Genomic DNA, 20,194 nt, shown 5'->3' with positions numbered 1-20,194 from the left:
CACCTGGAGAACGTCACAGACCGGCGCCCAGCCGATCGATCGCCGCGACCTCTTCCTCGGTCAGCGTGAGACCCGCGGCGGACAGGTTGCGCACCATCCGGTCCCGGTGGGCGGACTTCACCGTCACCGCAACGCCGTGGTGCAGGTTCCAGGCGACGACCACCTCGTGCACGCTGCGACCATGCGCCTGCGCGACCGACACGAGCACCGGGTCGTTCAAATCGGTGCTGCGCAACGGACTGTGTGCACTCAACACGATCCCGCGGGCCGCGAGCGCCCCGGCGTATCCGGCGTCGTAATCCCCCGGACCCCACTGCCGCTGGTTCACCGCCGGATACTCGCCAGTGGCCTCGTACAGCGCGTCGATCAGCTCGATCGAGTAGTTGCTGACGCCGATCGCGCGCACGAGCCCCTCCTCGCGCGCCTGGGCGAACGCACGCCAGCTGGTGACACCCGGGTACCCGCCGGGCGGCCAGTGGATCAGCCAGAGGTCCACGTGATCGGTGCCGAGCGCGGTGAGGCTCTCCTCCAGCGTGCGCCGCTCGATGCCGACGCAGTCGGGCGGCATCTTCGTGGTGACGAACAGCTCGCCGCGCGGAACGGCGGTCTGGGCGAGTGCGGCGCCGATCGCTTCCTCGTTGCGGTAGCGCGTGGCGGTGTCGACGAGGCGGTAGCCCACCTCCAGCGCGGCGAGCACCGCTTCGGTGGCCTGCCCGCCGCGCATCGGGTGGGTACCGTAGCCGAGCAGCGGCATGGCGCGGCCACCGAGATCGGCGACGGGCACTCGGTCCACTTCGGACTGTCCGGGCACGAAAGGTCCTCCTCCTGCGGTGTGGCGGTCAATGGTCAGTACAGCTCGACGAGACGCAGCGGCGTCTTCACGAGCCGCTGTGGTCCGCTGCCGGTGATCAGGACGGTCTCGGCCAGCTCCACCGCTCCCCCTTCGGGCGCCGCGACTGTTGCCCGCACGCCGAGGACGGTGCCCGGCTCGCCGAGCAGTTCACTCGACGGCCCGAGGGGCAGCGCGCTTCCGCCGCGCAACGCGAGGATCCGGCTCGACCCCGGCCGTTCACCGAATTCCCGCTCGGCAGCGGCGAGACCGTCCCGCAACGGCGCGCCCGGGCGCACTGCGGCGATGAGCGATTCCATTGCCGTGGAACAGGATTCCGCCGCGTCACGCAACGCCGGCGTGGCTTTGCTCAGCACGGCGGTGGCGGTGGCGAAGCCCTGGCACCCGTCCAGCACGGGATGCAGCGTGTAACGGAGCGGGCTGGTGGCCCTCAGCTGCGCGGTGCGCGGGTCGTGCCCGTGCATCGTGACCAGGTCCGAACCCACGCCCGCGCCCGGCGGGTACCAGCCCAGCAGACCGCCCGCACGGCGGAGGGATCGGTCGACGTTGGCGGTGATCTCCCGGACGTCCATGCCGACGTGCAGGTGGTCCATCACGGCCGTATAGCCCACCGCGGCCAGCTCGGCGGCCGATTCCGCGTCCGCGCCCCGGATCAGCTCACCGAAGATCAGGTCGGCGGCGGGGCGAAGGGTGATTCCGGTGTTCGAGAGGCGGCCGAACACCTCCCACGGCAGGTCGTCCTCGAACCCGGCCGGTCCGGTGCCCGCCCCGGCCGCACGCAGGGCGCCGGCCGGATCGGATCCCCCGGCCACCGTGCCGGCCGCGGTGAGCACGACGACGGCGTGTTCGGCGCCGAGGACGTGGCCACGGGCCGCCTCCGAGGTGAGCAGCAAGGCTTCGAAACCGGCTTCGGTCATCGCGGCGCGGAGCCGGTCGAGATCGGGCCCGGCCGGTGCGGCGGCGGTCCGTGTCATGGGGCACCGTCCTTTCAGGATCGCAGGAGTTCAGCGCTTGAGCGGGGCGAACGCGGTCTCACGGATGCGCAGCGCGGCGATACCGGCGACGACCGAGGTCAGCACGAGGTAGAAGGCGGGCACCCAGGTGCTGCCGGTCGCCACGATCAGCGCCGAGACGACCAGCGGCGCGGCGCCGCCGAAAATCGCGGTGCCGACGTTGTAGCCCACGCCGTAGGCCACGGTCCGGACCCGCGTGGGGAACAGCTCCGCCAGCGTCACCTGCATGACCCCGTTGGTCCCGGAGAAGCACAGCGCCATCACCACGGCACCGAGGGTCGCGAGCAGGAACGAACCCTGGGTGAGCAGCCAGTAACACGGGAATCCGAGCGCCACCATCAGGAACGCCGACGTGGCGAGCATCTTCTTGCGGCCCACCCGGTCCGAAAGCCGTCCCGCGTAGAGCACGCCGAACGTGCCTACGGCGAGCATGATCCCGGTGACCATCAGGCCCTGCACGGTGGAGAAGTGCATGTCGTTCTTCATGAATGAGGGCATGTAGATGAACAGGATGAAGTAGCCGGAGCTGTTGAACAGCGGCAGCACGACCGCCATCAGCATGCCGCGCACGGTTTCGCGGGAACCGAACGCCTCGCGCAGGGGGCTGCGCGTGACCTCGCCCTCGACCTCGGCGGCGGTGAACTCCGGGGACTCGTCGGCGGCACGCCGGATGGCCAGCCCGATCAGGCCCATCGGCAGGGCGAGCAGGAACGGCAGGCGCCAGCCCCAGCTCTCCATCGCCGCCTGCGTCAGCGTCGCGTTGAGCAGCGCCGCGAACAGCGTGCCCAGCAGCATCGCGATGAACGTGGCGGCGTTGGCGTAGCTCACCACCCGGCCACGACGGCCCTCCCCGGCGTGCTCGGCGAGGAAGGAATTGCCGTTGCCCGGCTCGCCGCCCATCGCGAACCCCTGCAGGACGCGCAGCACGACCAGCGCGATCGGGGCGAAGACCCCGGCCGCACCGTATCCGGGCAGCGCGCCGACCAGCCCGGTCGACAGCGTCATCAGCGTGATGAGCCCGAGCAGGACCCGTTTGCGGCCGAACCGGTCGCCCCACGAGCCGGCCACGGCGGCACCGAGCGGGCGGAAGAAGAACGGGATCGCGAACGCGACGAAGGTCAGCAATACACCGGTGGCCGGTTCGTCGCCGGGGAAGAACACGACGGCCAGGGTGCCGGCCACGAAACCGTAGACGGCGTTGTCGTACAGTTCGATGAAGACGCCGACGAGCCCGCCGAAGATGGAGGACTTCTTGGCCCGGACCGGTGGGTGCGCCACGACCGGGGAGGAAGCACTGTTCACGAGGACTACCTTTCTCACGGGTGACGTCGTCGTCACCGGAAGGGCTGCGCTGAGCCTGGTCACCGATCCGCCGCAACGATGACTCCCCGCTGTTGCCGGGACATTACCTCGGACGACACGCGGGTTACCACCACCAGTGGTTTTCCCGGTCACCCCATCGGAAATGCTTATCGCCGCGGGCCGCGCGGGGCCGCCGGCGAAGAACGGATCATGCAAAACGCAGTGCGGAAACCGCCGAAGCCAGCCCGGAAACGGCTTTCCGAATGGTCTCCGAATCCAGGGCGAAACTCGCCCGGAAGTGACCGGGGCAGCCGTAGGACTCGCCGGTGATCACGACGACCCCGGAGGTTTCCAGGAAATGCTCGGCCAGATCCGCGTCGGTGGCGATCCGCCGTCCCCCGGGCGTGATCGCGCCAATCAGGCGGGACGCGTCGGTCCAGACGTAGAATCCGCCGTCCGGACGGACCGGGCGAAGCCCGTCGATCGCGGCGAGACCGGACACGAGCAGGTCCCGGCGTTCGGCGTAGACCGCGACGGTTTCGGTGATGAACGACTGGTCCCCGTCCAGGGCGGCGGCCGCGGCGGCCTGGCTGATCGAGGACGGGCACGACGAACTCTGTGACTGGAGCGTGGAGATCGCCGCGCACAGCGTCGCCGGGCCGGCCGCGTAGCCGATCCGCCACCCGGTCATCGCGTAGGCCTTCGACACGCCGTTGGCCAGGAAGATCCGCTCCCGCAGGTCGGGCGCGACGGACACCAGGCTGGGCACGGGCTCGGTGCCGAAGTTGATCTCGTCGTAGATTTCGTCGCACAGCACGGAAATCCGCGAATGTTCGCGCAGCACCTCGGCGAGCCCGGCCAGTTCGTCGCGGCTGTACACGGCGCCGGTCGGATTGTTCGGGGTGTTGAGCACGAGCCACTTGGTCCGGTCCGTGACGGCGCCGCGCAGCAGCCCGGGGGTGAGCTTGTACCCGGTGTCCGCGCCCGCCCCGACGAGCACGGGACGGCCTCCGTTGAGCGCCACCATGTCCGGATAGGACACCCAGTGCGGGGCGGGCACGATCACCTCGTCGCCGGCATCGAGCGTGGCGAGGAACGCCAGGAAGATCAGCTGTTTCGCGCCACCGCCCAGCGCGATCTCGCCGGGGCCGTAGGACTGCCCGGTCTTGCGCGCCAACCGCGCCCGGATCGCGGTCTGCAACGCGGGTGTGCCGGTGGCCGAGGTGTATTTCGTCTCCCCTGCCCGGATTGCCGCGATCGCGGCCTCCTTGACGTGCTCGGGGGTGTCGAAGTCGGGTTCGCCGATGGTCAGCGGGAGCACCGGTTTTCCGGCCGCCTGGAAGGCACGCACCCGGTCGGCGACTCGTGAGCTGGGACTTTCCTCGATCCACGACATCCGCTCGGCCAGCAGCGGCGTCTCGGTAACGGTCATGGCTCAGCGTCCTTTCGTGAAAAATGCGTGAGCGGCGAAGGCGGAACGCGCGCGGGTCGCGATCCGGTCGAGCTGCCGCCGTCGTTCGAGATGGACGGCCGTCGCGGCGGCGGCCGTGGTGCGGCGGAAACGGATCCGCTGGCCGGGCCGCAACTGCCCGGCGACGTCCTGGGCGGCCGAGGTGAGCACGGCGAGCACGGGGTACCCCGCGGTGATTCCGCGGCCCCGCATCAGCACCAGCAGCTCGTCACCGGCGGGCGCCTCGATAGCCCCGACCGGTACGCCGCGGGAGAGCACTTCCCCGGTGACCGAACGCTGCGGCACCGGACCGGCCACCCGCATGCCGACGTGGTTGATCCGCGGGGTGACGCAGTAGGGCGAGGCGAACAGCTTATCCAGCTCGTCGCCGAATTCGCCCGCGTCCGGTCCGTCGATCACGTCCAGCACGGTCGGCACCCGGGGCTGCCGTGGCACGCCGAAGTGGAAGATCGTGGCCCCGAAGACCGGGTTGACCAGCGGCGGCCGGGAACGCAGCAGCGGAAGTCCGGCGCCGGGCACGGCTTCGGTGCCGAATCCGATCATCGAGTCCGGGGCGACGCTGCCCAGCAGGCTCGGCACCGCGAACCCGCCGTGGACAGCCACATACGCCCGCAGCCCGGCCTCGGACACCCCGACGTGCACGGTCTGCCCGGCGCGCACCGACAGCGGCGACCACGCGGAGTGCGGGCGGCCGTCGATCGAGGGCTGTGCGGGCGCGCCGGTGACGGCGATCAGGACGTCGTGGGTGGGCCGGAAGGTCACGCCGAATCCGGTGGCCTCAAGCAGCGGGTCGTTCGGGGAATTGGCGGCCAGTGCGTTGGCCGCGCGGGCCGCGAACTGGTCGAGCGCGCCGTTGATCGCCAGGCCACGGGCGGGTCCCGCGGTGCGGCCGAGGTCGGTGACCACGCAAGCGCGGGCAGCGTCGACGAGGAGGCAGGGACGCTCAGTCATCAGCCCGGTACCGCATCGGCTCACCGCGCAGACGCGCGTACGTGGCTTCGTCGATCGCGTAGTAGCGAAGCCGGTCACCGGGCCGGTAGGGCACGACTGCCTCGGTGTCGGTCTGCAGCACCGTGAGCGGGGTCCGGCCGATCTGCCGCCAGCCGCTCGGCGCGGCGACCGGGCCGAGCACCGCCTGCCGCCCGGCCAGCGACACCGCGCCCGGCGGGACGCGCAACCGCGGCGTGGCCAGGCGTGGCACGGGCTCGCCGAAGTCCGGGCCGTCGGTCATCGCCGATGCGGCCGGGCCACCGAGACAGCGGATCAACAGCTCCGTCTCACACATCAGCTCGACAACGCGGGCCGCCGGGAGACCAACCACCCCGGCGACCCACGTCAGATCTGGCCCTGCCTCGCCTCCGAAGAGCACCGGCACGTCGAGCCCTCGCGACGGCAGCGCCGCGAGGGCGTCGGGTGCTTCCCAGGACAACAGCTGGAACATCACCGTGTCCGCGGTGGTCACGCACGGATCGAACTCGACCAGGATCGCGTCGTAGGTGGGCACGGCCGAGAGCACTCCGGGCACCTCGCCGTCGTTGAGGCGTCGCGCGAGGTGATGCACGGTGCCCCACACCTCCTCGGTGCCCGCGCCGTCAACGGTGATGCGGACGGCCGCGTCGCCGCACGGAGAGACGTCGAGCTTCGCCGCGGTCCGGACACCCGTCATGCGGCGGGTGCGTCCAGCACCTGGTCCAGCGGCGCCAGCCGGACCCCGGCCGCCTGCAGCTCGGCGCGGATGCGGGTGGCCAGCCGCAGCGCCTCCGGCCCGTCGCCGTGCAGCTGCACGCAATCGGTACGAACCGGCAGGTCACGGCCGTGCCGGCTGGTCAGCACGCCCTGGGTGACCATCCGGACGGTCCGGGCGGTGACCTCATCCGGGTCGGACAGGACGGCGCCGGGCTCGGAGCGCGGCACGAGCGTGCCGTCGTCCTCGTAAGCGCGGTCGGCCAGGCCGACCATCGCCATCCGCAGCCCGCGGGCACGGCACTCCACCGCCAGCTCACCCTCCTGCAGCAGGATCACGATCTCCGGGTCGAACGCCTCCACGGCGTCGGCCACCGCGCGGGCGTAGTCACGCCGCGTGACCACGAGGTTGCCGAGCTTGCCGTGCGGCGCGAGGTGCGCGATGCGCGTGCCGTGCGCCCGGGTGAACGCCGAGAGCGCGCCGAGCTGGTACAGCACGTCCGTGCGGACCTCGTTCTCCGTCAGGTCCATCGCCCGGCGGCCGAAGCCGGCGAGGTCCGGGAAACTCGGGTGCGCGCCGACCCGGACGCCGCGCTCGACGCAGGCGCGTACCGTCGTGTCCATTACGCGAGGATCGCCCGCGTGGAACCCGCACGCGACGTTCGCGGAGGTCAGCAGGTCCAGCAGCGCGGCGTCGTCACCCATGGTGTACGCGCCGAAGCTCTCGCCGAGATCGGCCACCAGATCGACCGCAGGCACCATCGGGACTCCTTCCCCCGTAACGGGTTATGTTCTCCAGCGAGACGGTAGTTCCGGTGCGGACCGGGGCGAAGCCTCATCAGGAAGGGCCATGGCCTCATCGGGTTTGCCGATGGGATCTCCGCCGGGAGGGACAATGGACACGCGCAGGCTCGGCTACTTCGTGCGGGTGGTCGACATCGGGAACATCACCCGCGCCGCGGAATCGCTGCACATCACGCAGTCCGCGCTGAGCCAGCACATCTCCGGGCTGGAGACCGAGTTCCGGACGCGCCTGCTCGAACGCACCGGGCGGGGCGTCACGGTGACCGGCCCCGGCCGGTCGCTCTACCGCTACGCGCAAGGGATCCTGCGGCTGGAGAAGGCCGCGCGCATCGACCTGCGCGACGGCGGCGGCTCGCCGGCCGGGCTGGTCACGGTCGGGCTCGCGTCCTACAGCATGGCCTCGGGCGTGGCCATCCCGCTGCTGCGCGCGGTGCGCGAGCAATTCCCGGCCATCCAGCTGCAGCTGATCCAGAACCTGACCGTGGTGATGAGCCAGGCCGTGCTGCTGGGGCAGGTCGACATGGCCCTGATCTACGACCCCGGCCACGTGAAGGGCGTCGCGTTCGAGCGGATGGTCGAGGAGGATTTCCACCTGATCACCGGCGCGCGGGCGCCACGGGTGACGCCGCGGGGCGACGAGGTCACGCTGCGGCAGGCGGCCGCGCTGGACTTCCTGCTGCCCAGCGAGGTGCACACCGTGCGGCGGATCACCGACGCCGCCTTCCACGCGGCCGGGCTGCACTGCTCGATCGCCGCGGAGATCGAACCGAGCATGGTCCTGCGGGAAGCCGTCGTGGCCGGACTGGGCGCGACGATCCTGCCCCTGTCGGCGGTCCGGGCGTACTTCGCGCCGGACGAGGTGCGCGCGTACCGGTTCAGCGACGCGCGGATGCGGACCGGGATGGCGTTGTGCACCTCCGAGGTGCAGCCCCTGTCGGAACCGGCGGAGGTCGTGGCGGGGGTGATGCGCGGGTTGGTGGCCGAGCTTCCGGAGGGCGGCGTGCGCGGGTACCGGTCGACGGACGGCGGCTCGTAGACAGCGGACCGGCCGCGCAGAGTCCACTTCGGACAAGGCTGTGAAGGGAACCTTCACGGCCTCTGGGTCCAGGGTTCCGGCAAAGTCGGTGTAGAGGTCCGTGAAGGGACCCTTCACGGACTCTGAGTCTGTGAAGGGTCCCTTCACAGACCCGAAACCGGTCCGGCGCACGCCCACGAGGTGGCCGCACACCTCCGCATCGCCCACTGCCGGGTCCTCGACCAACTTTGCCGGGACCCTGGCCTCTGGGTCCGTGAAGGTTCCCTTCACAGCCCTTCGTGCCAGGGTGCGACCGGGGGAGAGAGTCGAGTTACGTTGCGAGGTAAGAGAAAACCGCATCCGGCGGCCGGTGGCGGTGACAGTTCTCCGCCCCTGCAGAGCCAGCCGACGTCGCGCAGGCCAGGCGGGCAGCGCGGGTGCGGGTCCACAGACCGCCGCACCTAGACCACAGAGCGACCACCCGGAGTCCACTTCGGACTTTCACCCGAGATCAGGAAGGCGACGTCCGCGGATACCGATCCTCGGACACCGTCTCGAAGACCGCCGAGTGATCAGCCCCACCCAGTCCACTTCGGACGGTCTCCTCGAACAGCGCCGCCACCTCGCGGGTCTGGGTCAGCCGGGCGCCGAGGCGGTCGGCCAGAGCGAGGGCGTAGCGGAGGTCCTTGACCTGATTGTCCGTGCTCCCGCCCAGGCTGTACTCGCGGTGCAGGATCTTCGCCGCCTTCGCGTCCAGCACCGCGCTCGACGCCAGACCGCCTTCGAGCACGCGAACCAGCTGTGGCCCGGAAAGCCCCGCGCGCCGCGCCAGGTCCAGCGATTCGGCGAGCCCCACGAGTGTGGTGGCCACGATGATCTGGTTGCACAGCTTCGCCGCAGTCCCCGCGCCGACCGGCCCCATGTGCTCCACAGTGGACGAAAACGTCCGCAGAATCGGCTCCACTGCGGCGAAATCCTCCGCGGCGCCGCCGACCATCAGGCTCAGGGCGCCGGCACGCGCCCCGGTGTCGCCGCCGCTCATCGGGGCGTCGAGGACCGCGATGCCAAACCGGGCGAGCCGGGCCGCCAGGTCGCGGACCTTGTCCGGGGACGTCGTGCTCAGGACCACCAGATGCGTGGTGCCCCGGCTCGCCCACGTGTCGACGACCGAGTCGGGAGCGATCCGTTCCAGCTGGTCGACGTCCGGGAGGGCGGACAGCACCACGTCAGCGCTCAGGTCCGCCGGGTGGTCGGCGGCGGCGAACGCCGCGGCCTTCGCGCGGGTGCGGTTCCACACCCGCACCGGGAATCCGGCTCGGGCGATGTGCCCGGCGACCGGCGCGCCCATCGGGCCGAGGCCGATCACCCCCACCACGGGTGTGCTCACTCTTCGACGACCAGGCCCTTCGCCTTGAGCTTCTCGACGAGGCCGTGCACCTCGATCAGGGTCCGCTCGCCGCGGCGGTGCTCGGCGCGGACTCCGGCCTCGTGGTCCTCGCGCTCCCGGCAACGGCGGACGACGTCCTCGGCCTCCGCGGGATCGACCACCACGATGCCGTCGGCATCACCGCGCAGGATGTCGCCGGGCCGCACGATCTGCCCGCCGACCGCGAGCGGCCGGTTGATCGGCCCCAGGGTCTCCTTCACCGTGCCCTCCATGCAGATCGAGCCGGAGAACACCGGGAACCCGAGCGCTTTGAGGTCCGCGCTGTCCCGCACCCCCGAGTCGGTGACGAACGCGGCCAGCCCCTTGCTCTGGCACGCCGTGGCGAGCACGTCCCCGAAGCCGCCGGCCTGCGCGAACTCCCCGGCCGCGACGATCACGACGTCGCCGGGCCGCGCGTAGGAGATCCCGACCTGGACCATGATGTTGTCCCCGGCCTGTGCCTGGACGGTGAACGCCGGTCCGCAGAACGACATCGCCGGGTCGACCGGCTTCAACCGGTGCGAAAGCGCGCCCTTGCGGCCCTGCGCCTCGTGGATGGTGGCGGCGGAGAACTGCCCCAGCGCGGCCACCACCTCGGGCGACGGCCGGTCGATCTTCGTGCGTACGTGGATCATCGGTGCTCCCTAAGGTTTACGCTGCGGATCGGCGGAGACGCGCAGCACGGTCTTCGACGAACGGGACGAGTCGGCCGCGCACGCGAACGCGGCCACCGCGTCGTCCAGCGCGAATTCATGGCTCACCACGGTTTCCAGCGACTCGTCGGCGGCCAGCAGCGCGATCGCCTCGTCCAGCTCGACGTCGAAACGCTGCGAGCCGAACACGGTCAGCTCTTTGGCGATCACCGACGACATCGCCACCGGCACCGGCCCGCTGGGCAGCATCCCCAGCTGCAGCACCGCGCCGCCGGGCCGCGCGGCGGTCGCGGCCGCGCCCAGGGACGCGACGGCGCCCGCTGCCTCGACCACGACATCGAATGCGGATTCCTCGATCTCGCCACCTTCGGCCAGGTTGACCGTCGTCCCCGCGCCGACCGCGGCCGCGACCTTCAGCGGGAAACTCCGCAGGTCGGCTGCCACGATCTCGGCGGCCCCGGCGTGCCGCAGCGCGGCGACGGCGAGCGCGCCGATCGGCCCGGCGCCGCTGACCAACGCGCGCGCACCGCGGACCCGCTCCCCCAGTCGCCGAATCCCGTGCAGTGCCACCGAAAACGGCTCGGCCAGCACGGCCCGTCGCAACGGCAGTCCTGCGGGCAACGGGCGGAGCTGCGCGGGCTGGACGGCCAGGATCTCCGCGAAACCGCCCTGCGTGTGCGGCTCGGTCGAAGCACTGCCGAGGTAGGTTCCCGGCCGCAGGTGCAGGCCGGTCGGCTCGGCGGCCCCGGCGGCGGCGCACGGGGTCGCCGGGTGAATCGCCACCGGCGTCCCGGCCTTCGGCGCGCCCGCGACGGATTCGGCGACGACGCCGACCACTTCGTGCCCGAGCACCAGCGGTTCACGCACGCGGTACGGACCGTTCTGCCCGTCGGCCGCGTAGTGCAGGTCGGAACCGCAGATCCCGCCGTAGACGATGCGCACCGTGACCCGATCGTCCGCCGGACGCGGGGCGGGCACCTCGTCGACGCGCAGGTCGTTCGCGCCGTGGACGACCACTGCTTTCACAGGAATCCCTTCTCTCGCAAGGAGTTCAGCGGGCCAGATAGCCGCCGTCGACGGGCAGCACCGTGCCGTGCACGAAGCCCGCCGCGTCCGAGGCGAGGAAGAGCGCGGCCCCGGCGATGTCCTCGGCGCATCCCCACCGGCCCGCGGGGATACGTTCGAGAATCTGGCGGTTGCGGGTCTCGTCCGCCACGAGCGCCACGTTCATCTCCGTGCTGATGAATCCCGGCGCGATCGCATTGACGCGCACGCCCTTCCCCGCCCATTCGTTCGCGACGGACTTGGTGAACTGGGCGACCGCGCCCTTCGAAGCCGCGTACGCGGACGCGGTGAACCCACCGGTGAACGAGAGCATCGAAGCGAGGTTCACGATCACCCCGGACCCGCGTTCCAGCATCGGGCGCCCGAACAGCTGAGTCAGCTCGACCACGGTCCGGACGTTGAGCTGCTGCACCCGATCCCAGTCCTCGAAAGGAAAATCCTCGAACGGGTGCCGCAGATTGAGCCCCGCGTTGTTCACCAGGATGTCCACCCGGTGCGCACGCAGCACTCCCGCCGCCGCGGCCCGCACCTGCGCCGGGTCACCGAGATCGGCCAGCACCGGCACGTACTTCCCGCCGAACGTGGTGACCGGGCGCCGATGCAGGCCGACGACCGTGGCGCCGTTGCGCAGGTACTCCTCGGCGATCGCGCGGCCGATGCCGGAGCTGGCCCCGGTCACCACGGCGGTCTTGCCGGTCAGGTCGGCGGTGAACGGAGCGGCCATGCCGGTGCTGCCCTTCTGCTCGGTGGTCATGCTCGGTGGTCATGCGATGTGCGATCCGCCGTTGACGTCGTACGTCACGCCGGTCAGGTAGCCCGCGGCTTCGCTCAGCAGGAACGAGACCACCGCGGCGACGTCGTGCACCGTCCCGATCCGCCCGACCGGCAGATCCTCGATCAACACGGCCTTCCGCTCCTCGGACAGGCGCCCGCCCATGATGTCGGTGTCGATCGAGCCCGGCGCGACGGAATTCGCCGTGATCCCGACCGGTCCCAGCTCACGGGCCAGCGTCCGGGCGAAGCCGAGCAGCGCCGCCTTCGCCGCCGAGTACGCGGCCCGGCCGTACACTCCCCCGCCGCGCTCGGCCGACGTCGACGAGATGTGCACGATCCGGCCCACACGGTGGCGCGCCATCACCCTCGCGGCGGCCTGCGTGACGTGGAAGGTGCCGTGCAGGTTCACCTCGATCACGCGACGCCACTCCTCGTCGGTGACCTCCAGGAACGGGACAGGCGAGCTGACACCGGCGTTGTTCACGAGCCCGGTCAGCTGCGGCAACTGCTGCTCGACCTGCGCCACGGCGGCGAACACGGCGTCCCGGTCGCGGATGTCGACTCCCGCGCCGAAGCACGGTCTGCCGTGTTCCTCCTGCAGCCGCGCGGCCAGGTCCTCGCTCGCCCCCTGGTCGACGTCGAACACCGCGACCGACCAGCCCTGGGCGACGAGCGAACCGGCGATCGCGCGGCCGATCCCGCGTTCGGACGCCGCCCCCGTGACGATCGCGGTGCGGTCGCGGGGGAATTCGGCGGCAGACGTGCTCATGGTGCTCCTGTCACTTCGTGCGCGGGAGAATCCGGCGGAGGTAGGCGGCGTTCGTGGCGCCCACGCTCAGCCCGTCCCCGCCGTAGTGCTCGGTGACGAACGCACCACGGAAGCCGTGCACGATCGCGTACCGCACGGCCGCCCGATAGTCGATGACGCCGAGTTCGAGCGACGTCGGATGCGTGAGCACGGTGCCGGTCGCCGGGTCCTCCAGACGAGCGTAGTTCTTGACGTGCCAATAGTTCGTGCGCGGCGCGGTGACCGAGACGAGGTACTCCCACGAGTCCGCCGGTCCCTGCTGCCGGATCAGGTTTCCGAGGTCGGGGTTGAGCCCCACCGCGTCGTGGCCGATCTCATCGAGGAAGCGGATCGCCTCGTCGGCACTGCCGAGGTAGGTGTTCTCGTACAGCTCCAGCGAGATCTCCAGCCCGAGCGACGCCGCGTGCTCGCCCAGCTCGCGGAACCGGCGCACGGCCAAGGCGTAGACCTCGGGATCGGCCGGACGCTCGTCCTGCGGCAAGGTCCAGAACCACAGGACACGCCGTTGCTCCGAGGTCAGGACGTCGTGCAGGCCAAGGCAGACGACGCCCGCGCCCAGCTCCGCAGCCGCGTCCACAGTGCGGTGGGTGAACGCGAGATTCGCTTCCCCGCGCTCCGGCTGGATCACGCTCTGCCGCACCACGCCGACACCCGGCACGGACAGCCCGGCGTCGTCCAGCACCGCGGCCAGTTCCTTCAGCCGCGCCGGTTCGAGATCACCGAGCGGCAGCCACGCCGTGGACAGTTCCAGGTGCGTGAACCCGGCGTCGACCACCGCCTGCAGCTGCGCCCGCCACTCGGCCGGGTTCAGCTCGGCCATGGGCGTGCCGTCCGCGTGGTGCGGCGGGAACTGCAACATGGCTGCTGCGATCGGCCATTCCTCGGGCGGATACGGCGGCACGACGGCGCCGGAACAGACCAGCGACGGCCGTTCTTCGTGCACGGTCACGGGCTCAGCCAATGCGGATTCCTCCGTTGAGGTTGTAGGTCGCGCCGGTGATGTAGCCCGCGTCCTCGCCGATCAGGAACTCCGCGAGCGCGGCGACCTCGCGCGTGGTGCCCAGCCGGCCCACCGGCAGCTGCGCCAGGAAGGCGGGTTTGCGCTCGTCGGTGATGCGGCCGCCCATGATGTCGGTGTCGATCGTGGCCGGGGCGATGACGTTGACCGTGACCCCGTTCGGCGCGACCTCCAGCGCCAGCCCCCGGCTGAAGCCCTCGATCGCGCCCTTGGACGCGGCGTAGGTCGACTTGCTGTAGGTGCCGCCGCCGTTCTGCGCGGCGGTCGAGCCGAGGCTGACCACCCGGCCGTAGCCGCGTTCCACCAGGCCGGGCATGATGCGCTTGCACACCACGAACACACCGGTCGTGTTGATCCGCATGACGCGCTCCCACGTCGCGAGATCCGCTTCCAGCAAGGAAACCGGGGAGCTGACGCCCGCGATGTTGACCAGCGCCGTGATCGGCGGCAGCGCGCTTTCGAACGCCGACACCGCCGCGTCCACGGCCTCGGGATCGGCGATGTCGGCGGTCGCCCCGCGCGCGGAGACGCCGTGGCGGGCGGCCAGCTCCGCCGCGACGTCCGTGACCGCCGGGTCGACGTCGAGCAGCCCGAGGTGCCAGCCGGCCGGGGCGAGGCGCTCCGCCAGGGCACGGCCGATCCCGCGTTCCGACGCCGCGCCGGTGATGATCGCGGTGCCTGTCATCGTGTGGTCCTTTCGCTTTCCGGGGTGTTCAACGCGGTGCCCGGCCGCTGCCCGCGGCTGACCGCGATGAGCGAGTCCAGGGCGCTCGCGGACACCGCGGCGCTGAACCGGTCGGTCCAGCAGAGGGAATGCGGGGCGAGCACAACAGTGTCCAAAGTGGTCAGTGGGCTGCCGGGTTTCAGCGGCTCCTCGGCGAACACGTCGAGCCCCGCGCCCGCGAGCCTTCCGTCCCGCAACCGTGCGATGAGCGCTTCCTCGTCGACCACGGACCCGCGCGCGACGTTGATCAGCCGCGCCGACGGTCGCATCAGCGCGAGTTCCGCTTCACCGATCAGGTTCCTGGTACCGGGGTTCCCGGCGACAGTGACCACGACGTAGTCGCTCTGCCCCAGCACATCCGCGAGCGGCAGCGTCTCCACGCCCAGCTCCGCCGCGGCCCGGCTGCGGTCGCTGCGGTTGTACCCGAGCACGCGCAACCCGAGCACCCGCACGCGTCGCGCCGTCTCCATCCCGACCCCGCCCAGCCCGACGATGCCCACCGTCGCGCCTTCGAGACCAGAACCCTGCCACGCCCTTCGCTCGCCCCAACGGCCCTCACGAACCAGCCGGTCTTTCATGACCAGGTTGTGCGACAACGCATACAGCAGCGCGACCACCGAATCGGCGACCGGCCCGCGTACCGCCTCCGGCGTCGTGGTCACGACGACGCCACGCCGTGTGCAAGCGTCGACGTCCACCGCGTCGAACCCGGCACCGAACCGTGCGACATGACGCAACCGCCCGGACGCCGGGATCGACGCCGCGGTGACGCGCTCGTGCCCCAGCACCAGCACCGCGTCCGCGCCGTCGAGCTGGTCCGGGCGCAGCTCCTCCACCGCGTCGTCGAGTACCCGCCACGACAACCCTGCTTCGGTGAGCCGGGAAAGCCCGATGTCCCCGAAAACGGTGCTGCCGTCGGGTTCGGCGTAGCCGCGGGTGATCACGACCTGATAGCCGGACACGTCAGCTCACCCTCCGCTCGAATTCGAGACCGCCGGGCACCTGGAAGGTCGGCAGGATCTCGATGTGCCCGACGTTCACGTGCCGCGGCGACTCGATGGCGAACTCGATCGCGCCGGCGATGTCGGCCGGTTTGAGCGATTCGTACCCGTCGAACAACTCGCGCCGGGCCTTCTCCGGATCACCGAGGATCCGGCCGAAGATCTCCGTTTCGACCCGGCCGGGGCAGATCTCGGTCACCCGGATGCGCTTGCCGAACCCGTCGACCCGCAACTGCCGCGAAAGGGTGTGCACCGCGGATTTGGTCGCGTGATAGATCGTGTTGCCGCCGAAGGTGTAGACCCCGGCGATGGAACTGATGTTCACGATGTGCCCGAGGTCGCGTGCCACCATGCCCGGCATGACCAGCCGCACGAGGTGCAGCACGGCACGGAGGTTGACCGCGATCTGCTCGTCGACCGCGAATTCGTCGGCGGTCAGGATGTTCCCGGTGCGCGACACGCCGGCGTTGTTGACCAGCACGTCGATCTCCAGCCCGGCCACCAGATCGGTGAGCGCACCGGTCTGGGTGAGGTCGAGCGCGTGCGCCTGGCAGCCGGTGGCCTCCGCCAGCTCCGCGAGGCGCTCGGCGTCGCGGGCCACCGCGTGCACCTGCAGCCCGCGCGCGGCCAGCCGCTCGACGACCACGGCGCCGATCCCGGTCGACGCGCCGGTGACCAGGGCGGTGCGGTAGTCGGAGAAGGGCATGGTGTGCGGCTCCTTTCGGCGGGCTCCGGCCGAACCTAAGCCGCCGCGGACCGGCCCGGCAAACAGCGTTTCCCGCTGGAGCCATCGGATCTGCTTATGTCCGCCGGTCACCGGCCGTCATCCGGAACACCGATGGCGCCAGCACGATTCACTGTTGGCCCGCCGCCCTCCGGCCCGGATACCGTGCCCGCGCACGGTTCCGGCGCACGAGGAGGAGCACCATGGGAAAGCGCGTGCTGAGTACCCGCGGGACCCTGCCGGGCGCGGGCCTGGATCGGCTTGCCGGCTATGTCGACCTGGTCAGGGGACCCACCGACGAGAAGCCCACGCCCGAGCAGCTGCACGCACTCGCCACCGGCGCGGCGGGCATCCTCTGTCTCGGCAACGACGTCGTCGATGCCGCGCTCCTGGACGCGGCCGGACCGCAACTGCAGGTCGTCAGCCTCGCCAGCGCCGGCTTCGACGCAGTGGATCAGACCGCGGCAGCCGAACGCGGCGTCGTCGTCACGCACACCCCGGGCGTGCTCGCGGAAACCACCGCCGACCTCGCGTGGTCCCTGATCCTCATGGCCCGCCGCCGTCTCGGCGCCGCTAGGGACCGGCTCCACGCCGGCACCTGGGCCACCTTCCGCATGGACGACCACCTGGGCCTCGACGTGCACGGGGCGACACTCGGCCTCGTCGGCTACGGGCAGATCGGCCGCGCCGTCGCCCGGCGGGCCACGGGCTTCGGCGTGCGCGTACTGCGCCACGACCCGTACTCGGCTCCCGCAGACGGCCTCGCCGAACCGGTCGGCTTCGAGTCCCTGCTTGCCCAGTCGGACATCGTGTCGCTACACGTACCGCTTACGGACACGACCCGCCACCTCATCGGCGCAAAGGAACTCCGCGCGATGAAGCCGACCGCAACCCTCGTCAACACCTCTCGCGGCGGCGTCGTCGACGAAGCAGCCCTGCTCACCGCACTGCGCGACGGCACACTGCACTCCGCGGGCCTGGACGTCTTCGCACAGGAGCCGCGCGGCGAGGACGTAGCGGACCTGATCGCGGCGTCCCGGCTGGTGGCTCTCCCCCACGTCGGCTCGGCCACCGAGGCGACCCGCGCCGCCATGGTCGACCTCGCCGTGGCCAACCTGCTGGCCGTACTCGCCGGCGAACCGGCCCGCACTCCGCTACCCGGCTGATCTTCCTCGCGCCACGACCCTCACCACCCTGGCAATCCCGGGCACTCGTCCACATCGTATTCCCAGCGCCTGTCAGGGAATTCGAAGCCTGCACGCAGCGGCTTGAGTCCACAGTGGAGGTTGCGCAGGCCGGCGTGCCCGGCACCGCGCCGAGTGCGTGGTCATCGGGATCCCCTTCCCAGGAAGACAGTGCCGAACGGCCCGGCGCCGTCTTCCAGTCGACTATGTCCACCGTTTAGTTTTACGTAAACGCCGACTTCTACTAGCGTTACGTCATGCGACCAGGAGCAGCCGCGCTGGGCCGAGCTGCGGAATTCGCCGGGCGCGCAGACCTGCGAGCTCGCTTGTTCGCGAGGGGACCGAGATCTTCCACCACCTCCGGACCCTGCTCGGCCGCTACGACAACCGGGCCAGGAGCCGGCCGGTGCGTTGTCATCCGTCGCGCAGTGCCTGCTGTCCGAGCGTTCGGGATGAAAGCATACCGCTACGACCTGGACGGAAAGCTGGTCGCCCAGCTGACGTCTACTTCACCGCCTACCCGGGCCAGGACCGTCCCCGTTTCCGCAGAGGGATCGCGCCACCGACTGTCCACAAAGGATCTTCAGCAGCGCACCCTCACCACTGTCTTGCGCCACGAACACAAAGCCGCGTTCACAGCGCCGGAGTTCGCCGCACCGGACACGATGATCCACGCGTAGAGGTCCCGGTAGCAAAATGGCGAAGTCCTCAGCGGACTGCCGGGTCGCTGCCTCAATCAGCGCGCCCGAGGGGACATTGGGCGATGAGGTTGTCGTCGACCCGCATATTCGCTATGTACGTAAGCACTACCGGGACCCCTGCACCGCAGGATCAGAAGCCGTACTTTCTCTTGAGCTCGGCAAGTGTCTCGATGAAGCCGTCCAGATGTTCCCGGGACGACCTGGCGTTGAGCAGCAGCCGGATGACGGCGTGATTCTTCTTCATCGCAGGGTAGCGGAAAATCGGAACCAGGTAGCCACGCTCGGCGAAGTCCACGCGCAACTGAGCGGCGACCTCGTCGGAGCCGATCACGATGGAGGTGACGTACGACGGTGTCGCGTTGATGGTGCAGCCGATCCTGGTCAACTGCGTGCGCAACCAGTCGACACGGTCGAGGTAGTCGTTGATCACCGTGGGATTCTGCAGCATCCGGCGCAAGACGTAGGCAATCGCACTGGCCGTCGGCGGCTGGATAGCCGCAGTGAAAATCGAGTAACCGGAAAGCATCTCGAATGCTTGCATGGCGTCGGCGGGGCCGACCAAGGCACCACCCTCGAGTCCGACCGACTTCGCGAACGACATCATCAGGAACGTGACCCTGCGCAGGTCCTCGTATTCTTGCGCAAAACGGCGCTGGCTGTTGCCATAAACCATGAATCCGGTGGCATCATCGACGTAGCTGACCGCATTGAACTCCTCGCACAGGTCGAGGATCTCACCCACCGGCGCGACCGTGCCGTCATCGGAGTAGACCACCTCGAAGCCGACGACGACTCGCCTGCCGCGAACCTTCTCCAGCACTTTACGCAGATGATCCGTATCATTATGCCGGAAGGTCAGCAGGTTGCGTCCCAGGTTGAACTTCTCGGCCGCCTTCCACATGCTCCAATGGCTGCTGCGGTCGAGCACGAACACCATGTCGGAGTTGTCCACCCCAACGCCACCGGCGAACGAGAAGCGCGCGCTCATGGCGTTGACGAAACCGAAGTTGGCCAGCAGGCCCGATGCGAAGGTCAGCGCTCGCTCTTTGCCAGTGATCTCACACAGCAACGACTCGAGGTCACGGTGTGGGTGAGACACGCCTGCTGTCATCCTCGACCCGCCGGTAACCAGGCCGTATTCGGCAGCGGCCGCAGTGAAGTTGGCGAGCACGTCCGGCTCGCGCTGCCAGCCGAGGATACCGATCCCGCTGAAGTTGACCAGCTCCCGTCCCTCGACGTCGACGATGGCGTCATTGGCGCCGTTGAGCACAGGAGGGTCATACAACTCGTTGCTCTGTACGCTGGATTCAACCCATTCAGAGAATCCCCACTTGGCCAAAGCCGAGCCTGTCAACGATAACGCCACTTCGTTTCTTCCTTTCAATTTGGAACGTCGAAAAATCTCATGGAAACCAGCACGCAGACTGCGACAACAAAGTGCCACTGGTTTCCAAAATTATTGAGCAGCGCCCCCGCGCCGACGGAACCAACCATCAGTCCGAGAGCAATCATCGTTTCCAACAGACCGAAGGCGGTAACGAGCACTACCAGAAAAATAGCAGGCCACACATTGGCGTAGCGACGAGACGACAATCGGAGAGGAGCCGACGGATCAGCTCGCGCCTCAGCCTCGATCTGCCGCCGCGGCAACAGCGTCGACATCAGGAAGGGGGACGCCGCCGGGACCGCGACGCCAACGAGCACGAAGGCGGCCACCCGACCGGCCAGCCGGATGGGTAGCCCGGACAACAGCCGCGCCCCCGCTGCCGCACATTCCATGGCCGTAACGAAGCCAATCTGTGCCGGGGTGAGCCCCCCAGGGTGTCGGCAAAGTTGGTCGGGGACCCGGCGGTGGGCGATGCGGAGGTGTGTGCGACCACCTCGTGGCGTGCGCCGGACCGGTTTCGGGTCTGTGAAGGGACCCTTCACAGACTCAGAGTCCGTGAAGGGTCCCTTCACAGACCTCTACACCGACTTT

At 69.9% G+C, this 20,194-nt stretch carries 21 protein-coding genes; 3 read left to right on the top strand and 18 right to left on the bottom strand.

What is annotated here, in order from left to right; genetic code table 11:
- Positions 1 to 13: 13 nt before the first annotated feature.
- The 7 genes from D5S19_RS23310 to D5S19_RS23280 form a co-directional block, all read right to left on the bottom strand.
- Positions 14 to 811, bottom strand: coding sequence for an aldo/keto reductase (locus tag D5S19_RS23310; protein ID WP_199730654.1), 798 nt, complete (start codon positions 809 to 811; stop codon positions 14 to 16).
- A gap of 35 nt (positions 812 to 846) precedes the next feature.
- Positions 847 to 1,824, bottom strand: coding sequence for a M24 family metallopeptidase (locus tag D5S19_RS23305; RefSeq protein ID WP_120025536.1), 978 nt, complete (start codon positions 1,822 to 1,824; stop codon positions 847 to 849).
- A gap of 30 nt (positions 1,825 to 1,854) precedes the next feature.
- The gene (locus D5S19_RS23300) at positions 1,855 to 3,165 is read right to left on the bottom strand and encodes an MFS transporter (RefSeq protein WP_199730653.1); all 1,311 of its coding nucleotides are present in this window, start codon (positions 3,163 to 3,165) and stop codon (positions 1,855 to 1,857) included.
- A 208-nt stretch (positions 3,166 to 3,373) separates the two neighbouring features.
- Entirely contained in the window at positions 3,374 to 4,597 is a 1,224-nt protein-coding gene (locus D5S19_RS23295) for an aminotransferase class I/II-fold pyridoxal phosphate-dependent enzyme (protein ID WP_120025535.1), read from the bottom strand.
- Between the two features lie 3 nt (positions 4,598 to 4,600).
- Positions 4,601 to 5,587: a 5-oxoprolinase subunit C family protein gene (locus tag D5S19_RS23290; protein ID WP_199730652.1), complete on the bottom strand. Its 987-nt coding sequence runs from the start codon at positions 5,585 to 5,587 to the stop codon at positions 4,601 to 4,603.
- Positions 5,580 to 6,302 carry a 5-oxoprolinase subunit B family protein gene (locus D5S19_RS23285; RefSeq protein ID WP_120025533.1) on the bottom strand — a complete coding sequence of 241 codons (723 nt, stop codon included), beginning with the start codon at positions 6,300 to 6,302 and terminating at the stop codon, positions 5,580 to 5,582. The genes D5S19_RS23290 and D5S19_RS23285 overlap by 8 nt, the downstream gene beginning before the upstream one ends.
- Positions 6,299 to 7,081 (bottom strand): LamB/YcsF family protein, encoded by a 783-nt coding sequence (locus D5S19_RS23280; RefSeq protein WP_120025532.1) that lies wholly within the window; start codon positions 7,079 to 7,081, stop codon positions 6,299 to 6,301. The genes D5S19_RS23285 and D5S19_RS23280 overlap by 4 nt, the downstream gene beginning before the upstream one ends.
- A gap of 133 nt (positions 7,082 to 7,214) precedes the next feature.
- Here D5S19_RS23280 and D5S19_RS31805 point away from each other — a divergent pair, with 133 nt between their 5' ends.
- Entirely contained in the window at positions 7,215 to 8,159 is a 945-nt protein-coding gene (locus D5S19_RS31805; protein ID WP_158605621.1) for a LysR substrate-binding domain-containing protein, read from the top strand.
- A gap of 490 nt (positions 8,160 to 8,649) precedes the next feature.
- Here the strand turns inward: D5S19_RS31805 and D5S19_RS23265 are convergent, their stop codons facing one another.
- Genes D5S19_RS23265 through D5S19_RS23225 form a run of 9 tightly spaced genes read right to left on the bottom strand, consistent with a single transcriptional unit; the run spans position 8,650 to position 16,313 of the window.
- Positions 8,650 to 9,525, bottom strand: coding sequence for an NAD(P)-dependent oxidoreductase (locus tag D5S19_RS23265; protein WP_147397496.1), 876 nt, complete (start codon positions 9,523 to 9,525; stop codon positions 8,650 to 8,652).
- Positions 9,522 to 10,199 (bottom strand): 4-carboxy-4-hydroxy-2-oxoadipate aldolase/oxaloacetate decarboxylase, encoded by a 678-nt coding sequence (locus tag D5S19_RS23260; protein ID WP_120025530.1) that lies wholly within the window; start codon positions 10,197 to 10,199, stop codon positions 9,522 to 9,524. Before D5S19_RS23260 ends, D5S19_RS23265 begins: the two co-directional genes overlap by 4 nt.
- Before the next feature lie 9 nt (positions 10,200 to 10,208).
- Positions 10,209 to 11,243 carry an alcohol dehydrogenase catalytic domain-containing protein gene (locus D5S19_RS23255; RefSeq protein ID WP_120025529.1) on the bottom strand — a complete coding sequence of 345 codons (1,035 nt, stop codon included), beginning with the start codon at positions 11,241 to 11,243 and terminating at the stop codon, positions 10,209 to 10,211.
- Positions 11,244 to 11,268: 25 nt separating this feature from the next.
- Positions 11,269 to 12,036, bottom strand: coding sequence for an SDR family NAD(P)-dependent oxidoreductase (locus D5S19_RS23250; protein WP_233574109.1), 768 nt, complete (start codon positions 12,034 to 12,036; stop codon positions 11,269 to 11,271).
- Between the two features lie 9 nt (positions 12,037 to 12,045).
- Entirely contained in the window at positions 12,046 to 12,825 is a 780-nt protein-coding gene (locus D5S19_RS23245; protein WP_120025528.1) for an SDR family NAD(P)-dependent oxidoreductase, read from the bottom strand.
- Between the two features lie 10 nt (positions 12,826 to 12,835).
- Positions 12,836 to 13,825 (bottom strand): sugar phosphate isomerase/epimerase family protein, encoded by a 990-nt coding sequence (locus D5S19_RS23240; RefSeq protein WP_199730651.1) that lies wholly within the window; start codon positions 13,823 to 13,825, stop codon positions 12,836 to 12,838.
- Complete coding sequence (locus D5S19_RS23235) at positions 13,818 to 14,567, bottom strand: SDR family NAD(P)-dependent oxidoreductase (RefSeq protein WP_120025527.1); 750 nt, start codon at positions 14,565 to 14,567, stop codon at positions 13,818 to 13,820. The genes D5S19_RS23240 and D5S19_RS23235 overlap by 8 nt, the downstream gene beginning before the upstream one ends.
- Positions 14,564 to 15,568, bottom strand: coding sequence for a 2-hydroxyacid dehydrogenase (locus D5S19_RS23230; RefSeq protein WP_120025526.1), 1,005 nt, complete (start codon positions 15,566 to 15,568; stop codon positions 14,564 to 14,566). The genes D5S19_RS23235 and D5S19_RS23230 overlap by 4 nt, the downstream gene beginning before the upstream one ends.
- A gap of 1 nt (position 15,569) precedes the next feature.
- The gene (locus D5S19_RS23225) at positions 15,570 to 16,313 is read right to left on the bottom strand and encodes an SDR family oxidoreductase (protein ID WP_120025525.1); all 744 of its coding nucleotides are present in this window, start codon (positions 16,311 to 16,313) and stop codon (positions 15,570 to 15,572) included.
- 221 nt (positions 16,314 to 16,534) lie between these two features.
- On the opposite strand from D5S19_RS23225, the gene D5S19_RS23220 reads away from it, so the two are divergent.
- Both D5S19_RS23220 and D5S19_RS31800 read left to right on the top strand, forming a co-directional pair.
- Entirely contained in the window at positions 16,535 to 17,497 is a 963-nt protein-coding gene (locus tag D5S19_RS23220) for a 2-hydroxyacid dehydrogenase (RefSeq protein WP_120025524.1), read from the top strand.
- A 470-nt stretch (positions 17,498 to 17,967) separates the two neighbouring features.
- The gene (locus D5S19_RS31800; RefSeq protein ID WP_147397495.1) at positions 17,968 to 18,195 is read left to right on the top strand and encodes a hypothetical protein; all 228 of its coding nucleotides are present in this window, start codon (positions 17,968 to 17,970) and stop codon (positions 18,193 to 18,195) included.
- A 151-nt stretch (positions 18,196 to 18,346) separates the two neighbouring features.
- On the opposite strand, the gene D5S19_RS23215 is transcribed toward D5S19_RS31800, so the two are convergent.
- Positions 18,347 to 19,582 carry an aminotransferase class I/II-fold pyridoxal phosphate-dependent enzyme gene (locus D5S19_RS23215; RefSeq protein ID WP_120025523.1) on the bottom strand — a complete coding sequence of 412 codons (1,236 nt, stop codon included), beginning with the start codon at positions 19,580 to 19,582 and terminating at the stop codon, positions 18,347 to 18,349.
- 14 nt (positions 19,583 to 19,596) lie between these two features.
- Complete coding sequence (locus D5S19_RS23210) at positions 19,597 to 19,995, bottom strand: hypothetical protein (RefSeq protein WP_147397494.1); 399 nt, start codon at positions 19,993 to 19,995, stop codon at positions 19,597 to 19,599.
- Between the last annotated feature and the right edge of the window lie 199 nt (positions 19,996 to 20,194).

It is taken from the genome of Amycolatopsis panacis (assembly GCF_003600245.1).
Classification (GTDB): domain Bacteria; phylum Actinomycetota; class Actinomycetes; order Mycobacteriales; family Pseudonocardiaceae; genus Amycolatopsis; species Amycolatopsis sulphurea.
The sequence above is the reverse complement of the archived record's forward strand: the minus strand, read 5'-3'. Positions and strand labels throughout refer to the sequence as shown.

Bases quoted from the DNA above. Each gene is read 5' to 3' on its own strand.
- D5S19_RS23305 (WP_120025536.1), bottom strand. From the start codon at position 1,824: ATGACACGGACCGCCGCCGCACCGGCCGGGCCCGATCTCGACCGGCTC.
- D5S19_RS23295 (WP_120025535.1), bottom strand. From the start codon at position 4,597: ATGACCGTTACCGAGACGCCGCTGCTGGCCGAGCGGATGTCGTGGATC.
- D5S19_RS23290 (WP_199730652.1), bottom strand. From the start codon at position 5,587: ATGACTGAGCGTCCCTGCCTCCTCGTCGACGCTGCCCGCGCTTGCGTG.
- D5S19_RS23285 (WP_120025533.1), bottom strand. From the start codon at position 6,302: ATGACGGGTGTCCGGACCGCGGCGAAGCTCGACGTCTCTCCGTGCGGC.
- D5S19_RS23280 (WP_120025532.1), bottom strand. From the start codon at position 7,081: ATGGTGCCTGCGGTCGATCTGGTGGCCGATCTCGGCGAGAGCTTCGGC.
- D5S19_RS31805 (WP_158605621.1), top strand. From the start codon at position 7,215: ATGGACACGCGCAGGCTCGGCTACTTCGTGCGGGTGGTCGACATCGGG.
- D5S19_RS23260 (WP_120025530.1), bottom strand. From the start codon at position 10,199: ATGATCCACGTACGCACGAAGATCGACCGGCCGTCGCCCGAGGTGGTG.
- D5S19_RS23250 (WP_233574109.1), bottom strand. From the start codon at position 12,036: ATGACCACCGAGCAGAAGGGCAGCACCGGCATGGCCGCTCCGTTCACC.
- D5S19_RS23245 (WP_120025528.1), bottom strand. From the start codon at position 12,825: ATGAGCACGTCTGCCGCCGAATTCCCCCGCGACCGCACCGCGATCGTC.
- D5S19_RS23235 (WP_120025527.1), bottom strand. From the start codon at position 14,567: ATGACAGGCACCGCGATCATCACCGGCGCGGCGTCGGAACGCGGGATC.
- D5S19_RS23225 (WP_120025525.1), bottom strand. From the start codon at position 16,313: ATGCCCTTCTCCGACTACCGCACCGCCCTGGTCACCGGCGCGTCGACC.
- D5S19_RS23220 (WP_120025524.1), top strand. From the start codon at position 16,535: ATGGGAAAGCGCGTGCTGAGTACCCGCGGGACCCTGCCGGGCGCGGGC.
- D5S19_RS31800 (WP_147397495.1), top strand. From the start codon at position 17,968: ATGAAAGCATACCGCTACGACCTGGACGGAAAGCTGGTCGCCCAGCTG.
- D5S19_RS23210 (WP_147397494.1), bottom strand. From the start codon at position 19,995: ATGGAATGTGCGGCAGCGGGGGCGCGGCTGTTGTCCGGGCTACCCATC.